The sequence below is a fragment of the Hoeflea sp. AS16 genome (assembly GCF_038900095.1).
Classification (GTDB): domain Bacteria; phylum Pseudomonadota; class Alphaproteobacteria; order Rhizobiales; family Rhizobiaceae; genus Hoeflea.
This window is the reverse complement of sequence record NZ_JBBMQQ010000003.1, coordinates 543,904-563,011: the sequence shown is the minus strand read 5'-3', so window position 1 is coordinate 563,011 and position 19,108 is coordinate 543,904. Positions and strand designations below refer to the sequence as shown.

The 19,108-nt window shown below is 60.7% G+C and carries 23 protein-coding genes and 1 tRNA gene; 11 read left to right on the top strand and 13 right to left on the bottom strand.

Annotated elements, in window-relative coordinates; all coding sequences use genetic code 11:
- Window positions 1-35: 35 nt before the first annotated feature.
- From WNY80_RS11035 to WNY80_RS11015, 5 genes are all read right to left on the bottom strand, one after another.
- Window positions 36-608, bottom strand: a complete 573-nt coding sequence (locus WNY80_RS11035) for a helix-turn-helix domain-containing protein (protein WP_342887411.1) — start codon at window positions 606-608, stop codon at window positions 36-38.
- Window positions 609-704: 96 nt separating this feature from the next.
- Complete coding sequence (locus WNY80_RS11030; protein ID WP_342887410.1) at window positions 705-926, bottom strand: Trm112 family protein; 222 nt, start codon at window positions 924-926, stop codon at window positions 705-707.
- A 15-nt stretch (window positions 927-941) separates the two neighbouring features.
- Window positions 942-1,619 carry an LON peptidase substrate-binding domain-containing protein gene (locus tag WNY80_RS11025; protein ID WP_342887409.1) on the bottom strand — a complete coding sequence of 226 codons (678 nt, stop codon included), beginning with the start codon at window positions 1,617-1,619 and terminating at the stop codon, window positions 942-944.
- Between the two features lie 83 nt (window positions 1,620-1,702).
- Entirely contained in the window at window positions 1,703-2,692 is a 990-nt protein-coding gene (trxA, locus tag WNY80_RS11020; protein WP_342887408.1) for a thioredoxin, read from the bottom strand.
- 49 nt (window positions 2,693-2,741) lie between these two features.
- On the bottom strand, window positions 2,742-3,239 hold the full coding sequence (locus WNY80_RS11015; RefSeq protein ID WP_342887407.1) for a prolyl-tRNA synthetase associated domain-containing protein: 498 nt from the start codon (window positions 3,237-3,239) through the stop codon (window positions 2,742-2,744).
- A 326-nt stretch (window positions 3,240-3,565) separates the two neighbouring features.
- Between WNY80_RS11015 and WNY80_RS11010 the strand changes: the two genes are divergently transcribed.
- From WNY80_RS11010 to WNY80_RS11000, 3 genes are all read left to right on the top strand, one after another.
- A tRNA-Gly gene (locus WNY80_RS11010) sits at window positions 3,566-3,640 on the top strand.
- Window positions 3,641-3,919: 279 nt separating this feature from the next.
- Window positions 3,920-4,354 (top strand): ion channel, encoded by a 435-nt coding sequence (locus tag WNY80_RS11005; RefSeq protein WP_342887406.1) that lies wholly within the window; start codon window positions 3,920-3,922, stop codon window positions 4,352-4,354.
- 97 nt (window positions 4,355-4,451) lie between these two features.
- Window positions 4,452-4,874, top strand: coding sequence for a metallopeptidase family protein (locus WNY80_RS11000; RefSeq protein ID WP_342887405.1), 423 nt, complete (start codon window positions 4,452-4,454; stop codon window positions 4,872-4,874).
- A gap of 36 nt (window positions 4,875-4,910) precedes the next feature.
- Here the strand turns inward: WNY80_RS11000 and WNY80_RS10995 are convergent, their stop codons facing one another.
- The 3 genes from WNY80_RS10995 to WNY80_RS10985 are packed head-to-tail and all read right to left on the bottom strand — an operon-like array spanning window position 4,911 to window position 7,203.
- Complete coding sequence (locus tag WNY80_RS10995) at window positions 4,911-6,065, bottom strand: amidohydrolase (RefSeq protein ID WP_342887404.1); 1,155 nt, start codon at window positions 6,063-6,065, stop codon at window positions 4,911-4,913.
- Between the two features lie 2 nt (window positions 6,066-6,067).
- The gene (locus tag WNY80_RS10990) at window positions 6,068-6,277 is read right to left on the bottom strand and encodes a DUF1737 domain-containing protein (protein WP_342887403.1); all 210 of its coding nucleotides are present in this window, start codon (window positions 6,275-6,277) and stop codon (window positions 6,068-6,070) included.
- On the bottom strand, window positions 6,274-7,203 hold the full coding sequence (locus tag WNY80_RS10985; RefSeq protein WP_342887402.1) for a CoA ester lyase: 930 nt from the start codon (window positions 7,201-7,203) through the stop codon (window positions 6,274-6,276). Before WNY80_RS10985 ends, WNY80_RS10990 begins: the two co-directional genes overlap by 4 nt.
- Before the next feature lie 164 nt (window positions 7,204-7,367).
- Between WNY80_RS10985 and WNY80_RS10980 the strand changes: the two genes are divergently transcribed.
- From WNY80_RS10980 to WNY80_RS10965, 4 genes are all read left to right on the top strand, one after another.
- Entirely contained in the window at window positions 7,368-7,601 is a 234-nt protein-coding gene (locus tag WNY80_RS10980) for a hypothetical protein (protein ID WP_342887401.1), read from the top strand.
- A 116-nt stretch (window positions 7,602-7,717) separates the two neighbouring features.
- Window positions 7,718-8,323 (top strand): 3-isopropylmalate dehydratase small subunit, encoded by a 606-nt coding sequence (gene leuD / locus WNY80_RS10975; RefSeq protein ID WP_342887400.1) that lies wholly within the window; start codon window positions 7,718-7,720, stop codon window positions 8,321-8,323.
- Between the two features lie 76 nt (window positions 8,324-8,399).
- The gene (locus tag WNY80_RS10970) at window positions 8,400-8,654 is read left to right on the top strand and encodes an acyl carrier protein (RefSeq protein WP_342887399.1); all 255 of its coding nucleotides are present in this window, start codon (window positions 8,400-8,402) and stop codon (window positions 8,652-8,654) included.
- 2 nt (window positions 8,655-8,656) lie between these two features.
- Window positions 8,657-9,868, top strand: a complete 1,212-nt coding sequence (locus WNY80_RS10965; protein WP_342887398.1) for a beta-ketoacyl-[acyl-carrier-protein] synthase family protein — start codon at window positions 8,657-8,659, stop codon at window positions 9,866-9,868.
- Between the two features lie 9 nt (window positions 9,869-9,877).
- On the opposite strand, the gene WNY80_RS10960 is transcribed toward WNY80_RS10965, so the two are convergent.
- Window positions 9,878-10,894: a M23 family metallopeptidase gene (locus tag WNY80_RS10960; protein ID WP_342887397.1), complete on the bottom strand. Its 1,017-nt coding sequence runs from the start codon at window positions 10,892-10,894 to the stop codon at window positions 9,878-9,880.
- Between the two features lie 75 nt (window positions 10,895-10,969).
- Here WNY80_RS10960 and leuB point away from each other — a divergent pair, with 75 nt between their 5' ends.
- Window positions 10,970-12,073: a 3-isopropylmalate dehydrogenase gene (gene leuB / locus WNY80_RS10955; protein ID WP_342887396.1), complete on the top strand. Its 1,104-nt coding sequence runs from the start codon at window positions 10,970-10,972 to the stop codon at window positions 12,071-12,073.
- Between the two features lie 73 nt (window positions 12,074-12,146).
- Here the strand turns inward: leuB and WNY80_RS10950 are convergent, their stop codons facing one another.
- Window positions 12,147-12,581, bottom strand: coding sequence for an Lrp/AsnC family transcriptional regulator (locus WNY80_RS10950; protein WP_342887395.1), 435 nt, complete (start codon window positions 12,579-12,581; stop codon window positions 12,147-12,149).
- 128 nt (window positions 12,582-12,709) lie between these two features.
- On the opposite strand from WNY80_RS10950, the gene WNY80_RS10945 reads away from it, so the two are divergent.
- Window positions 12,710-13,546 (top strand): PhzF family phenazine biosynthesis protein, encoded by an 837-nt coding sequence (locus tag WNY80_RS10945; protein ID WP_342887394.1) that lies wholly within the window; start codon window positions 12,710-12,712, stop codon window positions 13,544-13,546.
- Between the two features lie 55 nt (window positions 13,547-13,601).
- On the opposite strand, the gene WNY80_RS10940 is transcribed toward WNY80_RS10945, so the two are convergent.
- Entirely contained in the window at window positions 13,602-15,473 is a 1,872-nt protein-coding gene (locus WNY80_RS10940; protein WP_342887393.1) for a monovalent cation:proton antiporter-2 (CPA2) family protein, read from the bottom strand.
- A 396-nt stretch (window positions 15,474-15,869) separates the two neighbouring features.
- On the opposite strand from WNY80_RS10940, the gene WNY80_RS10935 reads away from it, so the two are divergent.
- Together WNY80_RS10935 and WNY80_RS10930 are read left to right on the top strand one after the other, a co-directional pair.
- Window positions 15,870-16,901, top strand: coding sequence for an aspartate-semialdehyde dehydrogenase (locus tag WNY80_RS10935; RefSeq protein WP_342887392.1), 1,032 nt, complete (start codon window positions 15,870-15,872; stop codon window positions 16,899-16,901).
- Between the two features lie 144 nt (window positions 16,902-17,045).
- Entirely contained in the window at window positions 17,046-17,867 is an 822-nt protein-coding gene (locus WNY80_RS10930; protein ID WP_342887391.1) for a lytic murein transglycosylase, read from the top strand.
- Here WNY80_RS10930 and WNY80_RS10925 read toward each other — a convergent pair.
- Window positions 17,864-18,205, bottom strand: a complete 342-nt coding sequence (locus WNY80_RS10925) for a nuclear transport factor 2 family protein (RefSeq protein WP_342887390.1) — start codon at window positions 18,203-18,205, stop codon at window positions 17,864-17,866. The genes WNY80_RS10930 and WNY80_RS10925 overlap by 4 nt on opposite strands.
- A 153-nt stretch (window positions 18,206-18,358) precedes the next feature.
- Window positions 18,359-19,009 (bottom strand): carbonic anhydrase, encoded by a 651-nt coding sequence (locus WNY80_RS10920; RefSeq protein ID WP_342887389.1) that lies wholly within the window; start codon window positions 19,007-19,009, stop codon window positions 18,359-18,361.
- Window positions 19,010-19,108 lie beyond the last annotated feature (99 nt).

Below are 19,108 nucleotides of genomic sequence, written 5' to 3'. Positions count from 1 at the left end.
TCCCGCGCCGCTTTCCGCGGTTTGCGGCAACCTGATTACGCCGCGATCTGCAGGCTTTGTTCGGCGCGCCGCAGGCTTTCTGTCAGCACGGTCATGTCATTGAAAGCATGGGCCAGCGCGATGCCGCCCTGCCATTCGATGACGACTGCACGGGCGCGGGCCATGGCGATGGACGGCCGCGGGCCGGTTTTCTGCAGCTCCCGGGCAATGAAACTCACCAGCAGCTCGAAACTCTGGCTGGCGCGGGCCGAAGCCTCCGGCGCCGAGCGGCGGAAATCCCTGACAGCCGCGCTGATCGGGCAGCCATTGTCGACCCGGCTGCGGTTGGATTGGGCCAGACGCTGCAACAGGAAGCGGATGCGTTGACGCGGGTCCGGCGATGCGGCCTCGGCTTCAAGGATCAGCGATTGGGTTTCGCTGACAAAAACATCCGCCACCGCCAGGGCCAGTTCCGCCTTGGTGCGGAAATAATAAAACATGTTGCCCTGCGGCACTCCGGCATCGCGGGCGATGTCGGCAATGCTGGTCGCGGAAAATCCGTGAACCCAGAACAGCCGCGCCGCGGCTGCCACGATCGCTTCGCGGCGTTGATCGCCCTTTTTGGACACAAGTCCACCTTTCTGATTTGGTCGGCTGACTTACATTTGGGCGAAACACCGTTTCCGGTCAAGCCTGGTTCAGTCGCCGCTCGCGCCCGTTGGGGCTCAGTCTTCTTCGGGAAGCTGCCGGGCTTCCGAGACCAGCATGATCGGAATGCCGTCGCGCACGGGATAGGCCAGTTTGGCGCGAGCCGAAATCAGCTCGTCCTTCTCGGCATCGAATTTCAGCGGACCATAGGTCAGCGGACACACCAGAAGCTCCAGCATCTTGGGGTCGACAATCCCCCGTGAGCGGGCACTCTTGGCTGGCTGGGTCTGGTTTTTCATGTCAACGGAACCGGCCTATTGCAGAACCCGGTCATAGTCGTCCGAATTTCGTGCCAAGGCAATCTCGGTGATGGCAATCAGCGTTTCCGCCCGCACCCTGAGATTGTCCGCCTCGAGCAGCGCCTGCTTTTCCGCAGGCCCGTAAGGCGACATCATCGACAGCGAATTGACCAGGGTTTCCGTGCTCGCCCGTTCGACCGAACTCCAGTCGGCCTCCAGGTCATTGGCTTCCAGATAGGCCTTGAAGCTTTCCAGCAAAGCCTTCCTGTCGACCTCCGCGTCCTCACCGGCTGCTTCGAGATCGCCAAGGAACGGCGAAATCCGGCACAACCGGTAGGGCTTGCGGCCTTGTTCCGGTTCACCAATCACCCTGAACCGGCAAACACCGCCCAAGGTGATGACATAGCGGCCATCACCTGTCTCGGCGAAGGAGGTGATGCGCCCGAGGCAGCCGACCCGGCACAGGTCTTCCACCGGCCCCTTGCACGACTCGGTGTCGCCAAGCGCCGGCTGGATGACGCCGATCAGCCTGTCCGAGCTCATCGCGTCGTCAAACATCGAAAGATAACGCGGCTCGAAGATGTTGAGCGGCAACTGCGAACCCGGCAGCAACAACGCGCCGGACAGCGGAAACACCGGAACCTGTTCCGGAATATCCGCTTCGACTCGATAGGATTTGTTCCCGACCTGCATGCCATTAAGCCTCAATGTTCATCACACACCGGAATGTGGGGCAAACCAGCAAAATCTCAAGGGTCTGGCGATAAATCAGGCTCTCAGGAAAACAGCAGCGAAGACAGCTTCCGCCGCGCAGAAAGCGTTGCCGGATCCACGGGGCCCCAGGCCTCGAAGAACTCCAGCAGCGTCTTGCGGGCCGCTTCGTCTTCCCAGTTCCGGTCCATGCGCATGACCGTGAACAGCTCATCGGCCGCCGCTTCCCGGTGGCCCTGCGCATTGAGGATCTTGGCAAACTTGATCCGCGCCTCGTGATCGGCCGGATTGGAAGCCAGCCGCGCTTCCAGTTCGACCGGATCGCCAAGATCGGCCACTTCCCGTGCCATCTCGAGCCGTTTGAACACGGCGGCGATTTCCAGATCCTTGCGTTCTTCCATCGGAACGGCGTTCAGCAGCTTTTCCGCACGGTCAAGTTCGCCCGCCTCCAGCATGCAGCCGGCCATGCCGGCAATCGCCCCGACATGCGCCTGGTCCATCTGCAGGATTGCACCGAAGCCGCGCGCTGCGGTTTCCACATCCCCCGCGGCAAACGCTTCCCGCGACTGAGCCAGAACCTGTTCGATCTGCTCTTCGTTCGAGGATTTGGCCGGAGGGCCGGCGACCTTCTCGATGAACTCGCGGATCTGGCTTTCCGGCAACGCGCCCATGAAACCGTCCACCGGCTTGCCGCCGGAAAAGGCGACCACGGCGGGAATCGACTGGATTCCCATCTGACCCGGAATCGCCGGATGGTCGTCAATGTTCAGCTTGACCAGTTTGACCCGGCCGTTTGATTCGCGCACCACCTTCTCGATGACCGGGGTGAGCTGTTTGCAGGGTCCGCACCAGGGCGCCCAGAAATCGACAAGCACGGTCACATCCCGCGACGCGTTGATCACGTCGGCAGTAAAGCCCGCGGTCGTGGTGTCGGTAATCAGATCTCCCGCGGCGACTCCTGCGCCACCGGCCGGTTTCGGCGTATCGCCGAACGTCACCGTACCGCTCATCTGGCCGCCGGTAGACGGCGCATAGGGATTGTCAAAGTCACTCATGGGTCTGATTCCGTGCCTGCTGGAAGATATCTCTGTTCAAAATCGTGTTTTAGACCGAAACTTTCAAGATCAACGGCTGATGACCGGTATGGGCGAGAAAGCGTTTGAGATCCTCGCGCCCGATCGACGTGGTCGCATCATTGCTCAAGGGATGAGCGTTGATAACCTCGTGCTCGAGGAGCGGCTCGTCAATGACGATTGTCACTTCGTGGTCCGGATCATTGATCGCGCAGAAGATGGTGACCGAACCCGGCGTCACCCCGAGCTTCTCCATCAGCGCTTCCGGCTTGCCGAAAGAAACCCGGCCACTGGCCCCGATCAGGGTGTGGATCCTCTTCAGGTTCACTTCGGCATTTTCCTCGACCGTGACCAGGAAATAGGCGCCCTTCTTGTCCTTGAGGAACAGGTTCTTGGTGTGCCCCCCCGGGATCTCGTCTCTCAGCGATTGCGATTCGGCGACGGTGAACACCGGGACATGGTCAACAGTCGGATGCGCGATCCCCAGCGCATCCAGGCAATCGAAGAGATCTTGGCGGGTCTTGGGCATGAAACAAACTCTTGCTGGAACGAAAAGTCAGGTCGGCTGGAGCTGAAACGCCGGCGGCATCGCCCGCATGACGTCAGCCTCATGTCCGCTCTTGATAGAGCAACCCGGCTGGGCTGTGCAATGGCCGCCATTTTCAAAGGAAATCCGCGCTGTCGCTACCGGGCAAAAGCCGCAGCAAAGCCGGCTCCGATCAGGACAGATTGTGATATGTTGCATTTGACTGAAAATTCCCTGTTGCAATTGAAAGCAGGTTGCGCCATATAGCGCCGGTCCGGGGCGGAACCGCCTCGACAGCCGGTCCGAGTTACCCACGGACATGGTTATGAGCGGGCGTAGCTCAGGGGTAGAGCACAACCTTGCCAAGGTTGGGGTCGGGCGTTCGAATCGCCTCGCCCGCTCCAGTTTCTCCACATTTCGACAATGATGAAACTGGCCTTTTCGCGGTGGGAAGCCGGATGGGCTTCGGTCCGCCTACCGGTGATGCGCGCCGCCGCCAAAACCGCTTTTCTGATTCGGCGTCACCTCCGATCTGCTGGAAGAACCTGATTCGATGCAGCCCGGGTTTTGGCCCGAGCCTGAGCATCGGAAAGAGCCGAATCAATCAAATCGTCACACTTGCCCGCCAGTCTGGATCGCTCGTCCGATTTGACCGGCATCACCGCAGCAGGCACAAACACTTCATGATCTGCGAACTTATCATCGGCACCCTGACCATTCTGGCATCCACCGCCGTGATGATTGCCTTCATGCTCATTACCATTCGGCTGGTTCGCAGGGCTGAAGCCAATTACTCCGGCCATCGCCCGGGTATCTGGCAATTCTTCCAGACACTCTCGAGCGCGGTCGTGCTGATACTGCTCGCCAATACGCTTTGCGTCTGGCTCTGGGCGGTTCTCTTCTACTTCCTTGGCGTTTTTCCCTCCCTGGAGGAGGCCGTCTACTTCTCGATGGTGTCCTTCAGCACGGTCGGTTATGGCGACGTCGTTGTCGAAAAGGGCTGGCGTGTGCTCTCTGGTTTTGTCGCGGTCAACGGCCTGCTGGCCTTCGGTGTTTTCACCGCGGTGCTGATCGAGATCATCAGGGGCCTGTCGGACCGTTACATTCCGCGGCACTGATGCCTGCCCCGTAAAATCCTGCCCTCGAAATGCCGGGCGGTTTCTCTTATATGCACATTCGTGGCTTGACCGGACGATTCAGGCGAAGGGACTTTTCATGGCGCGAATTGATCAGACAGGGGATTGGCGAGACCGGCATGCGCCCTCTCTTGCCGAGTTCGAATCGCTGGCAATCGATGCCTATGCCAATTTGCCGGAAAGCTTCCGCTCCCATACCGGCGATGTGGCGATCATCGTTGCCGATTTTCCCGAAGACGACATCTTCGAGGACATGGGGCTTGAAACCCCTTTCGATCTCCTGGGACTTTTCGAAGGGCGCGGCCTGACCGAGCGTTTCACCATGGAAACCGGAGAACTTGCCAACCGGGTCATCCTGTATCGCCGGCCGATCCTTGATTACTGGGCCGAAAATGACGAAACGCTCGGCGACATCATCACGCATGTCCTGATCCACGAGATCGGCCATCATTTCGGCCTCTCCGATGACGACATGGAGCGCATCGAGGCCGGGGTCACCTGAGATCCGGCTCGCGACCGGGACGCGGCTCCGACGGCCTCAGCCGCAGAGATCCCGCGCGATCAACGCGAACAGGCTGACGCCCGCCGGAATCAGTTCATCGGGAAAATCAAAATCGGGATTGTGCAGCCCGGGATGGTCCTCGCCCGAGCCGAGCACGAACAGGCCGGTTTTGGCCACGCTGCCGAAACGGCCGAAATCTTCCGACCAGCGGAACGGATCGCCGACCACGACGCGCTTCACTCCCAGTGCGTCTGCTGCCTTTTCGATCCGCGCCACGGCCTCCTCGTCATTGTGCCCCGCGGCGAAATTCTCGTGCCGGTCGAAATCCACGCCGAGGCCGCCGGCCTTGGCCAGATCCCGCGCCAGGGTCTCGGCCCGGTCCATCAATGCCGCCTGCAATTCATCGTCGATGGCGCGCACGGTCACGAAGATGTCGGCCTCGCCCGGAGAAATCCCGAAAGCAGCCTCGCCCAGCCGCGCGTGCGAAAGCGTGACCAGCGAGTGACCCGGCGTATGGCCCAGCGTTTCAGGCAGCGCCGGAAGCGCCTCCATGAGCCTGCACATCACCGCCGCAGGACTTAGACCCGCCTCGGGCTGAGCCGCGTGAGAGGTGCGGCCCGAAAGCCTGATCGCCAGTCCCTCGGACGCGAAGGTGAACGGGCCCGGCCGGACACCGACCGCACCCAGCGGCAGGCCCGGCAGATTGTGAAGGGCAAAGGCGAAATCCGGCCGGATCTGCCCGAACCGGGCATCGGCGATAACATCTGCAGCCCCGGCCCCGGTTTCCTCGGCGGGCTGGAACATCAGCACCACCCGGCCGCGAGCCGGCCTGTTTGCATCCAGATACCTTGCCAGGCCGCACAGGATCGCCATGTGGCCGTCATGGCCGCACAAATGCCCCTTGCCTTCGATCTCCGAACGCCATGCGAAGGTGGAGATTTCGGTGATCGGCAATCCGTCAAGTTCGCACCGGAACAGCACCGTCGGCCCCTCGACACCGCTGTCATAGACAGCCGCCACTCCATGGGTTCCAAGATCCGTCAGGATTTCGTCGGCACGGCAGCGTTCAAGCTCGGCTGCAATCCGGGCGGCGGTTTCCCGCTCCTGGCTTGAAAGCTCCGGCCTGCGATGAAGCGCGTGCCGCAAGGCAACCAGTTCGGCCGTATCCGCCGCTGTCAGGAAGTCGGTCAAGATCACTGCTCGCCAAGTTTCATGTCGGGATGGTAATCCTTGCCGTCCACATCCTTGGTCACCGCCTGGCCGCACAGAACCTTGCCGGTTGTCGCGTCGAAAGCCAATGAAGGCGATCCATGCAATTGCCAGCCCTTGGACAAGGCCAGACTGACCTTGTGGCAAAAATCGGCGCCTTCGTCGGGCCCGGTGAGAAAACGATAGAGCTTCATCTGGTCTGGTCTCCGCCATGCCGCGCCGAAATCAGCGCCGCCTTTTCAATCAGCCGTTCGGCCATCTCCAGATGCAGCCGCTCGACCATCTTTCCGTCAAGACTGATGACGCCGCGGCCCTGGTTGTCCGGGATCGCGAAAGCGTCCGCAATCGCCCTGGCATCCGCGAGCCGTTCGGGCGAAATGCCAAACGCCGTGTTTGCCGGGCCAATTTGCGCCGGGTGGATCAGCGTCTTGCCATCGAAGCCCATCGCCTGGCCTTCGCTACATTCGCGGATCAGTCCCGCCTCGTCCTTGAAGTCATTGTAAACGCCATCGAGCACATCGAGCCCGTAGGCGCGTGCCGCCAGCACGATCTGCATCAGCCAGGATGACAACCACGGCCGCCCAGGCAGGGCGGCAACACCGGTTTCCTTGATCAGGTCGTTCGTTCCGGTGATGAAACAATCGAGCCTCGCACCATCCGAACGCGCCGACCGTGCAATCTGGCCAGCGTTCATCACCCCGTGCGGGGTTTCGATCATGGCCCAGAGCCGCAAGCTCGGGAGCGCATCGGTCTGCTCGAGCGCATCCTCCACCGCCGCGATATCTTCAGGCGCCTCGACCTTGGGAATCAGAATCGCGTCCGGCTTGCAGCCGCGCGCGGCAAGCAGATCCTCGCCGCCCCATGGCGACGACAGCGAGTTGATTCGGATCACGGTCTCCATCCCGGACGGCAGCGCGTCAGCCCGGCCATCGGTGAAGAAGCGGCGGAGATTCTCGCGCGCCTCGGCCTTGGCCCCCGGCGCGATCGAATCCTCGAGATCGAATACAGCGCTGTCACAGGAAAGACCCGGCAGCTTGTCGAGAGCGCGGGAATTGCTTGCCGGCAGGTAAAGCACGGAACGGCGCGGCCGGACCGGCCTGAATGAGGATGACTGGTTCATGCCGCATTTATTGCCTTCGACGGTACAGCCTTGCAAGGGGCCCCATCCCGGGCACAACAGATATGTGCGGTTGCCAGCGCGGTCACGCGGACCGAACAGGGGCCCTATTGAACGCCGAGGCTGCGATCCCCACATCCAGATACATGAAACAAGGGAAAGTGGTTATGAGAAACATTCTCGCAGTCTTGACCGGTCTGGGCCTGGTGTTCGCGGCCTTCGCAGGCGTCGCCCTGGCGCTGGTTATTGGCACGGTTGCGGCCGGCGCTATTGCCTTGGCCCGGTTGACCGGACGGTTTCAGCCTGCGATGGCCAAGGCCTCCACGGCTGCAAACGCTGACAGGTCCAGGACCGAATACAGGGTCTGGAACGACGGGCGCGGCACCATTATCGACATGTAATTCCTGACTTTTGCCGCAGGAAGCTGCCTTCTTGCGGCGAAGTGGCGGTCAGCCTCTTCTTTTTCCGCTCCATGTTTGTTAAATGCTCCGGCACAGACAGACAGGACCAGCAAGTCATGGAAAAATTCTCTCGCCTCACCGGCGTTGCCGCACCCCTTCCGGTTGTCAACATCGACACCGACATGATCATCCCGAAGGATTATCTCAAGACGATCAAGCGCACCGGTCTTGGAAAAGGCCTGTTTGCCGAAGCGCGCTACAATGAAGACGGTTCGGAAAATCCCGAGTTCGTGCTCAATCAGCCTGCTTGGCGCAATGCATCGATCCTGATCGCCGGTGACAATTTCGGCTGCGGTTCCTCGCGCGAACATGCGCCCTGGGCATTGCTGGATTTTGGCATTCGCTGCGTGATTTCCACCAGCTTCGCCGACATTTTCTACAACAACTGCTTCAAGAACGGCATCCTGCCGATCGTCGTCAGCCAGGAAGACCTCGACAAGCTGATGGACGACGCACGCCGCGGCGCCAATGCAACCGTGTCGATTGACCTCGAAGAGCAGGAAATCCGCGGGCCGGACGGCGGCGTGATCACATTCGATATCGATGCCTTCAAGAAGCACTGCCTTCTCAATGGACTGGACGACATAGGATTGACTCTCGAGAAAGCCAGCGCCATCGATACGTATGAATCCAGGGCATCTGACAATCACCCTTGGCTTTAGGTCTGGTCTGCTGGCAATCGGCAGCCGGACTTCATGATGAATTTCGCGTTATCAACGCGCGCAGAGGGGAGTATCTATGTCCAAGGATATCGAAGCATCAATCATCGCATTGATTGCATCCTCCGGGGAAATCGAAGCTGGCGCGATCACTCGCGACACCGAACTGGCTGAACTCGAAATCGATTCCCTCGTCCTGACCGAGATCGTTATGGATATCGAGGATCAGCACGACATCGAGATCGATCTGAACACAGCAGAAGCCTGGGAATCGCTCAAGACCGTCGGCGACATCGTCGACATGGTCAAGAAGCTCGTCGCGGACAAGAACTGATCATGAACCAGCGGCGTGTCGTCATCACCGGAATGGGCGGCATCTGTGCCCTCGGCGGAAATTCGGACGACATCTGGACCAGCATGAAGGAAGGCCGTGACGGCTGCCGTCCGCTGGAGATGGAAACCCGCGACCTCAAGGTCACCACCGGCTGCGGCATCGTCGGCTACCCCGAAGACGACGGAATCGACAAGCGCCAGAGCCTGACCATGAGCGGGATCAGCCGGATTTCGGTGATCGCCGCGCGCCAGGCCATGAAACAGGCCGGCCTGGAGGCGGGTGAATTCAACCCGCAGCGCTCCGGCGCGGTTGTCGGTGTCGGCATCTTCGGCACCGATGCGGTCGACCAGAGCTATGTCGACATTTTCCTGGAAAAGAAAAAGCGCGCGCACATTTTCACGGTTCCGCGGGTGATGCCGAGCGGTCCATCGGGACATGTCTCCATCGCCATGGGGCTGCAGGGCCCGGTCTTTGGCGTCACCTCGGCCTGTGCGTCAGGCAATCACGCCTTCATTTCGGCCATTGACCAGATCAGGCTTGGCCGCGCCGACGTGATGCTCGCCGGCGGCGCCGAACTGGCCCTGGTCTACGGTCCGCTCAAGGCCTGGGAATCGCTCCGCGTTCTCGCCCGTTCGGTCTGCCGGCCATTCTCGGCTGACCGTGACGGATTGGTGCTCGGCGATGGCGCAGCAATCGCGGTTCTCGAATCCTATGAGCATGCCAAGGCGCGCGGCGCCAACATTCTGGCCGAAATCATCGGCGTCGGCATGTCCGGAGATGCCTCCGATATCGTCAACCCGACGGTCGAGGGGCCTGCGGCGGCGGTTCGGAATTGCCTCGCTGACGCCGGCATTTCCGCTGACCAGGTCGATTACATCAACGCTCACGGCACCGCCACACAGACCAACGACCAGACCGAAACCCGCGTCATCCGCGAAGTTTTCGGCTCTGCCGCCGATACGGTTTCGGTTTCATCAACCAAATCCATGCACGGCCATTGCCTTGGCGCATCAAGCGCCATCGAACTGATTGCCTGCGTCAATGCGGTGCGCGAGGGCGTGATCCCGCCAACCATCAATTACACAACGCCTGACCCGCTCTGCGATCTCGACGTCACGCCCAACGTGGCGCGCGAAAAGAAGGTCGATATCGCCATCTCCAACGCATTTGCCTTCGGCGGCACCAATGCGGTGATCGCGGTGCAGAAGATCTAGCCTAACGATTCATTTGAGCGTCAGTTCACTGCTCTCCAGCGCAATCTTCCTGCCCTGCCGGACGATTGCGGCTTCCAGCCGGTAGTGCCCGGCTGCCGGTGCGCCCTTTTTGCCGGAATAGGCGACATAGACCGCCTTTGAACGATCCAGCGGCTCGGTGGTCTGCTCGCTGAACACCTGCCCGTTCTTTTCGATCCGCAGCATGAAACGGTCTCCCTTTGCCAGGTTGATCGCCCAGATATAGCCGACCAGCGCCTGTGAGAGCCTGCCCGGAGGCGTCGGAACGCCCGACTGCACGAGTTCCCTGTCGTTGACCGGGCGATCCGCAAATCCGGCGGACAACACCGTCGGCAGCTCAGGCGCGGCGAAATCTGCCAGCGCTTTGGCATCCATCCGTCCGCTGAATTCTGCCGCTGTCTCGTAGACGGCGCAGGCCTGGCCGGCTTCCAGCCCGGTAAACGGATCCGTCACCTTGCCATCGCGGCGCAATGTCACATGCACATGCGGAAACTGGGCCATCCCTGATGCCCCGACAAGGCCGAGCACATCGCCCTTGCGCACCTTCGCCCCCGGCGCCAGCCGCAGCGAACCCTGCCGCATATGGCAATACTGGGTTTCATATCCTTCGCCATGATCAAGGATCAGGCCATTGCCGCATTCGCGTGAACTGACCGCCTTGCGGTCCGCGTCGGTCGCCACCAGCCGGTCGGCCATTCCGTCGCGGGACGCTTTGACGACACCGTCGGCCATGGCGACAACCTCGACCCCGCGCGCCACATCCTGCATTGACAGAACCCGGAAATCCGTTCCCTTGTGACCATCATAGGTCTTGGTTCCGCACCAGGGATCCCGTGCGCCGGGACCCGGGTCGAGATCGGCAAATTGCTGGATCGGGCAGATCGAGCCCTGCGGGCAGACAAGCGGCAGCCCGAACAGCGGTTCCGCTGCAACCGGAAAGGCCGGCACGGCAACCAGAACAACAAGTTGAACCGTCCGGCACAACCGGGTCAAAAGGCGAGTTCGCAAGCCAGACAGTTGAAAACCCTCCGCAGGGTGTTTAAGGACGCTTCATCTTTTCGATTTTGGTCCGGGGACTTCAAAATGGCAACACGCACTCTCTTCCTCCTCCCAGGTGATGGCATTGGCCCTGAGGCCATGGCTGAAGTCCGCAAGGTCATCGGCTTCATGAACGACAAGGAGTCCACCGGCTTCGAAACCGATGAAGGCCTCGTTGGCGGCTGCGCCTATGATGCCTGCGGCCAGGCGATTTCGGATGCCGACATGGAAAAGGCGATGGCAGCCGACGCGGTGCTGTTCGGCGCTGTCGGTGGACCGAAGTGGGATGCCGTTCCCTACGAAGTCCGCCCCGAAGCCGGCCTGCTGCGCTTGCGCAAGGACATGGAACTGTTCGCCAACCTGCGGCCCGCCATCTGCTATCCGGCGCTGGCGAATTCGTCGTCGCTGAAGCAGAACGTGGTTGAAGGTCTCGACATCCTGATCGTGCGCGAACTCACCGGCGGCGTCTATTTCGGCGAACCCAAGGAAATCATCGATCTCGGCAACGGCCAGAAGCGCGGCATCGACACGCAGGTCTACGACACCTACGAAATCGAGCGCATTTCCGCTGTTGCCTTCGAGCTGGCGCGCACCCGCAAGAACGAAGTCTGTTCGATGGAAAAGCGCAATGTCATGAAATCCGGCGTGTTGTGGAACGAGGTGGTCACCGCCACCCACAAGGCACGCTTCTCCGACGTCAAACTGAGCCACATGCTGGCCGACGCCGGCGGCATGCAGCTTGTGCGCTGGCCCAAGCAGTTCGACGTCATCGTCACCGACAACCTGTTCGGCGACCTGCTGTCGGATATCGCCGCCATGCTGACCGGTTCGCTCGGCATGCTGCCGTCGGCCTCGCTCGGCGCACCCAATGCCACGACCGGCAAGCGCAAGGCGCTCTATGAACCGGTGCACGGTTCGGCTCCGGACATCGCCGGCCAGGGCATCGCCAACCCGATCGCCATGATCGCGTCGTTTGCCATGTGCCTGCGGTATTCCTTCAACATGGTGGCCGAGGCCGATCGTCTCGAAGCCGCGATTGCAACCGTGCTCGACAAGGGCCTGCGCACCGGCGACATCATGTCCGATGGCTGCCAGAAGGTCTCGACCGTTGAAATGGGTGATGCAATCCTGGCCGCTTACGCCGGCTGACAAACCGGACACAAGGTCCACTCGCTTCAACCCGGGCCGGCATCATGCCGGTCCGGGTTTTTTGATGCAGCTTTCAAACCGGAACCCGGGCGCGCAATGGCGATGACTTGATGATCGCGGTGTTGGTTTCAGCCTTTTCGTGAAACGGCAGCAGGACCGGATCAAGATCGGCGATCGAACGCAGCGCCAGCCTGGTGACGAAGCAATCATCGCCCGTCACCTTGTCGCAATCGAGAAAACCCGGCTCGTTGAAGATCATCTCCTCGACAATGTGCATGTTGCCAGGCCGGGGCTTGATCCGGACAATGGCCTGCAGCGGATACCCCAGCGCCGCAAGGTCGAGTTCCACGGTAAACCGGGAGATGATGCCGTTATTCTCCAGCCGCCGTATCCGCTCGCTGGTCGCTGGACCCGACAGGCCAACCTGCCTCGCCATCTCGCTGACCGGCATCCGGGCATTGGCGCCCAGCAACTTGATAATCAGGCGATCCTTCTCATCAATATTCATTCTGAAGCCTCCAAGCTGTTCCAAGCTTTCAATTCTATGCAAATAGTCCCAAACACCTAAGATAACTCAAGGCCAAACTGACTGAAAACCCCTATCCTGAGGCCACATCGAATGGAAAGGAAATCAACATGACTGTTCAGCGCATCGCCGCCTTTTCCGATGTGGGCAAGGGTGGAAACCCTGCCGGCATCGTCATCACCGAGCGTTTTCCCGACGAGGCCGAGATGCGCCGGGTTGCAGCCGAGGTCGGCTATTCCGAAACCGCTTTCGCCATGCCCGATGGCGGATCGGACCGTTGGCGGGTTCGCTATTTCTCGCCTGAATCGGAAGTCCCGTTCTGCGGCCACGCGACCATCGCGCTGGGAGCAGCCCTTGCCCGGCACGCGGGCGATGGACGCTTTGCGCTGCAGCTCAACAACGCCGATATCACCGTCGAGGCTGCTGCTTCCGCGCAAGGCTATATGGCTGCACTTCAGTCCCCGCCGACGCGCAGCACTGCCGCCAATGAAAAGCTGGTCGGTCAGGCGCTGGCGCTGTTCGGCTATCGCAGGGAGCAACTCGACCCGGCGCTGCCGCCAGCCGAAATCCATGCCGGCGCCGATCATCTTGTGCTGGCGCTTAGGGACCGTGGCGATCTTGCCGCCATGAACTACGACCTCGACGCAGGCCGCGCCCTGATGCGCGAGCATGGTCTTGTCACCATCATGCTGGTCTATGTCCGCAGCGACAGCGAATTCGACGTGCGCAATGCCTTCGCCTCCGGTGGTGTTCTGGAAGATCCCGCAACCGGGGCAGCCGCAGCAGCCTTTGCCGGTTACCTGCGCGATCTGAATTGGCCGCACCAGAACAGCATCCGGCTCACCCAGGGCGAAGACATGGGCGAGAAATCCGTCATTGAAGCGCAGTTCACCGGCGAGCCCGGCAGCTCGATCAGGGTGTCCGGCGCCACCCGCACGATCGGGTAATCCGCGGTCACGGGTGACGGGGGCAAATCCCTGTCCCCGCGACAGCCCAGTCTGCTCAGTCCGCCTCGCGGATGGCCCTCATCTCCTGCGACAGTTCCCCCTGCCGCAGCACCATGGCTTCCTTGACCTTGTTGATGTAGGCGTCGTTTTCCGCCAGCGGAATATCCGGGTTGTAGGCGCTCGCCACTTCGAGCAGCGCCTTCCGGTCCATCCGGTCAAAGGCGTCAGCCATGGCGTGCGCGTGCTCGGTCTTGATCCCCAGCGCCTCGAACGAGGACCGCCCCATGCGGATCGTGCTGTCATAGGTTTCACGCACGACATCGCGGCAACCGGCAAGCCAGAGATCATAGACATGGTCGCGATCCAGTGCCCGGGCCTGTACATGCAGTTTGGGATAGGTCTTGATCAGGTATCTGGTCAGCTCGGTTATCTGTTCCCGGTCATCGATGGCGATGATGAACAGTTTCGCGTTGGCAACACCTGCCGCATGCAGCAGGTCAGGCCTTGTGGCATCGCCATAATAGGTTTTCAGTCCGAACCGCCCCATCATGTCAATGCGTTTGGAATTGAAGTCTATCACCGTGGAGGTGTAGCCGGCAGCCGACAACATCCGCCGGATCAACCCACCGACGCGGCCGTGGCCGGCGATGATGATGTGGTTTTCTTCCTCGAACGTGTCCGCCGCACGGCCCTCAGCCTTGATATATCGTGGAGCAATCACCCGGTCATAGAAGATGAACAGGGCAGGCGTCAGCAACATCGACAGCGCCACCACCAGCAGCAACTGATCGGCAATCGCGGCAGGTATCACCGCATTGGCCACAGTGAACGACAGCAGCACGAAGCCGAATTCACCCGCCTGCGCCAGCCCCAGGGCAAACAGCCAGCGATCGGACCCGCGCAGCTTGAACACCATCGCCAGCACGTAAAGCACCGAGGCCTTGATGGTCATCAGGCCCACGGTGAGAGCAACGATCAGCACCAGATTGTCTGCCAGAAGCGCGAAATTCACCCCCGCGCCGACACTCATGAAAAACAGCCCGAGCAGCAGCCCCTTGAACGGGTCGATGTCGGATTCGAGTTCGTGGCGATACTCGCTGTTGGCCAGCACCACCCCGGCCAGAAAGGTGCCGAGCGCCGGTGACAGCCCGACCAGCGACATCAAGAGCGCAATGCCGATCACCATCAGCAGCGCTGTCGCCGTGAACAGTTCGCGCAATTGCGATCCGGCGATGAACCGGAACAGGGGCCGCGTCAGGTAACTTCCGGCAGCGATGACAACGGCCACGGCAGCCAGGGTCACAAGTGTGGTCTGCCAAGCATTGAGCCCGTCAACCAGGCTGAGCGTCATCCCATGACCGGCCTCTTCAGCGCCGTGACCGGCTGTCACCGCATGCTGGACCTCGACAAGCTCCGGCAGCGCCAGCAGGGGGATCAGCGCCAGCATCGGGATGACGGCAATGTCCTGGAACAGAAGCACAGAAAAACTTGACTGGCCGCCATCGCTTTTCATCAGCGCCTTCTCGTTTAGCGTCTGCAGCACGATTGCGGTCGACGAGAGCGACAGCACCAGACCGATCGCCAGGCTCACCGTCCAGGGCTGCCCGAGCATCATTGCCACCAGCATGACGATCAGCGTGCTGCCGATCACCTGCGCACCACCAAGGCCAAGCAAACGGGCCCGCATCTGCCACAGCAGTTTCGGCTCCAGCTCCAGCCCGACCAGGAACAGCATCATGACAACGCCAAACTCGGCAAAATGCTGGATCGACAACACGTCGACTTGGAGAAGCGCCAGCACCGGCGAGATCAGGATACCGGCGATGAGATAGCCAAGCACCGAGCCCAGGCCCAGCCGCGTGGCAATCGGCACCGAGAAAACGCCGGCGACGAGAAACACGAATGCAAGCAGCAGAAAATCAGTCATCTGGTGTCCCCGGCGGTTCTATCGAGCAGGCGCTGTAACATGGATTGGCGATGCTGAGAACGAATGGCCTCCACGTGCCTGCCGAAGGGCGCCAGCACCAGCTGGACGCCCAGCACCATAACCACCGGTCAACGCCGCTGCGGGTCGGCGGCAAATGCCTCAGGCAGGCCATGAAATCCCGGCGGGCGTAATCCGCTGCGCAGGGCCACGCCTGCCGGACAATTGTCCCGATCGGAGTCGAATTGACATTTCAGCACACTTGCAGCAAAACACCGCCACCATGCGCACCACGATCAAAACCAAAACCACGATCTGACCCGTTCCGCCCCTCACTCTCCCCGGGGCGGGAAGAGTGGCGCTTGACCGCTAACAAGGGGAGAGAGGAGCACGGGAACCATGGGTTTCAAAATCGCAATCGCCGGGGCGACGGGCAATGTCGGCCGCGAAATGCTCAATATCCTTGCAGAGCGCGCCTTCCCTGTCAGCGAAGTCGTAGCCCTCGCCTCGAGCCGCTCGGTCGGCACCGAAGTTTCCTTTGGTGAAAAGACCCTGAAGGTGAAAAATCTCGAGACCTATGATTTCTCCGACACCGATCTCTGCCTGATGTCGGCCGGCGGCACGGTCAGCAAGAAATGGTCGCCGAAGATCGGTGCGCAGGGTTGCATCGTCATCGACAATTCCTCCGCCTGGCGTTACGATTCCGATGTGCCGCTGATCGTGCCGGAAGTGAACCCGGACGCGATTACCGGCTATACCAAGCGCAACATCATTGCCAATCCGAACTGCTCGACCGCCCAGCTGGTTGTCGCGCTCAAGCCGTTGCATGACCATGCCAGGATCAAGCGTCTCGTGGTGTCGACCTACCAGTCGGTTTCCGGCGCCGGCAAGGACGGCATGGACGAGCTGTTCAACCAGACCCGCGCGGTCTTCGTCGCCGATCCGATTTCCACCCACAAGTTCACCAAGCGGATCGCCTTCAACGTCATCCCGCATATCGATGACTTCATGGAAGACGGCTACACCAAGGAAGAATGGAAGGTGCTGGCCGAAACCAAGAAAATGCTCGATCCGAAGATCAAGGTTACCTGCACCGCCGTGCGTGTGCCGGTCTTCATCGGTCATTCGGAATCGGTCAACATCGAGTTCGAAAACGAGATCAGCGCCGAAGAGGCCCGTGACATCCTGCGCGACGCGCCCGGCTGCCAGGTCATCGACAAGCATGAGGACGGTGGCTACATCACGCCTTATGAATGCGCCGGCGAGGACGCCACCTTCATTTCGCGCATTCGCGAGGACGCGACAGTGGAGAATGGCCTCAACATCTGGGTTGTGTCCGACAATCTGCGCAAGGGTGCTGCACTCAACACCATCCAGATTGCCGAGCTGCTGGTCAACCGGCGCCTGATCAAGCCGCGCGCCGAAGCCTGAGGTCAAACAGGCCTGAAACAAGAAACCCTGCCATTGCCCGTCAATGGCAGGGTTTTTCATCTTCTGCCGCAACGTGACTTTTGCCCGAATCGCTGGCAAAGTCCGCTCCGGACCGTTTTTCACCTGGCGCAGGGGTTATTTTGCATGGACGACAAGGCTCGAAAACTGAAAGCATGGGGTATCGCAGCACTCATCGCAGCCGGGCTGAGCGGGCCGGCGCAAGCAGCCCAATGCGGCAACAATTCCAGCGGCTTTCCGGCCTGGATTGATCAATTCAAGACCGAAGCGGCAAGAGCCGGCATTTCCAAGCGCACGCTCGACCGGGCCTTCAAGAATGTCCGCTACGCCACCAAGACCATTTCCCTTGACCGCAACCAGAAGAGCTTCAAGCTGTCGTTTGACCAGTTCATGCGCAAACGCGGCGCCGCGACCATCATCGCCAAGGGCAAGCGGATCAAGAAGCAGAAGGCCCGCCTGTTCGCGGCCATCGAGAAGAAATACGGCGTTCCGGCCGGTCCGCTGATCGCGATCTGGGGCATGGAGTCGGGCTTTGGCGCCTTCACCGGCAACCAGCACACCATGTCCGCGGTCGCAACGCTGGCCTACGACTGCCGCCGCTCCGCCTTCTTCACCGAACAGCTCTATGCCCAGCTGCAGCTGATCCAGAAGGGCTGGATGTCGCCCGACTTCAAGGGGGCCGCCCATGGTGAAATCGGCCAGACCCAGTTCCTGCCGGCCAACGTGGTCCGCTTTGGTGTCAATGGCGACAACAGTGCCGGTATCAATCTCGGATCGTCAGCCGATGCACTGGCTTCGACCGCCAATTTTCTGCGCGGCCATGGCTGGCGCCGGGGTGCTGGCTACCAGCCTGGTGAACCCAATTTCCGCGCCATTCAGGGCTGGAACGCGGCAGGCGTGTATCAGAAAGCCATCGCCAAGATCGGCGCTGAAATCGACGGTGGCTAGAAATTCTCGCAGCTGTCACCGACAGTTGTCTGGACGCTGCTGACGATCTTGGCGTCGCGAAATCCGAAAACCTCCCGGATCATCTTCTCGTTTTCCGGGAACTGGTAACACACCAGGACCGAGGCGGTTGTTGCATCAGCCTCGGTGCCTGCTTCGAGTTGCCAGGCAAGATTGGCGTTCTCCACTGCATCTTCCCATTCATCCAGCGCCTCGATGAATTCGGCCTTGGTCTGGATCACGCCCAGATCCTCGATCGTGATGACGGCGTCGTCGGCCAGCAGATCGGCAATTGCCAGGCGATTGACGTCGAACAGCGCTGTATACCAGCGATCAAGCAATGAATTTTGAGAGACAGCCGACGAAACCGGCAGCAATAACCCGAAAGCCAACACCAAAAACAAAGTCCGGATTGCAATCATCGCAGGCTCCCAAAGTCATCGCGCGCCTTTTGACGCTTAAAGACTCATGGAACCGGAGGGCAGCACCCGATGTCAAGCGCCGGGTGCTTCAGGCCTGAAAAAATCTCCGGTCTTGGGATCCATGACCCACAATTCGCCGGTTGAGATGTCGAACCAGGAACCACTGATCACCATCTTGCCGCGGTCTTCCAGGATCTTGACGCAAGGGAACGTTCGCAGGTTCGCCATCGAGTTGCGGATCGAAATCCGTTCCAGCGCCACTTGGCGTTCGCCGCTGGTCATCAACTGGCTGTCCTGAATCTGCTGTGCGGCAGGTTTCAGCAACCCCATCCATTGCCCGATGAAATCGCCGGGCGACAGCGGTGCGGCATTGGGATCGAGAGCCGCCTTGATACCGCCGCAGCGGCCATGCCCCATTACCACGATCTGGCGGATCTTGAGCGACTGCACGGCAAATTCCAGCGCAGCCGAGGTCGCGTGGTAATTGCTGTCCGGCGCATAAGGCGGCACCAGGTTGGCGACGTTGCGCACAACGAACAATTCGCCGGGACCGCAATCGAATATGGTCTCGGGCGCGGCACGTGAATCGCAACAGGCGATCACCAGCGTATGCGGTTCCTGGCCGGATTCAGCCAGGTCCCTGTAACGTTGCCGCTCGGCCGTATAACGGCCGCTCATGAAATTCTGGTAGCCTTCAAGCAGGCGGGCCGGGAAATTCGACATGACTCCGCACATAAACGGACGCGCGGTGAAGATCAATCAACCATTTGCATCACCGCGATATCAGCGTGAACAAATCCATCGCCGGCGGGAACGGGCTGA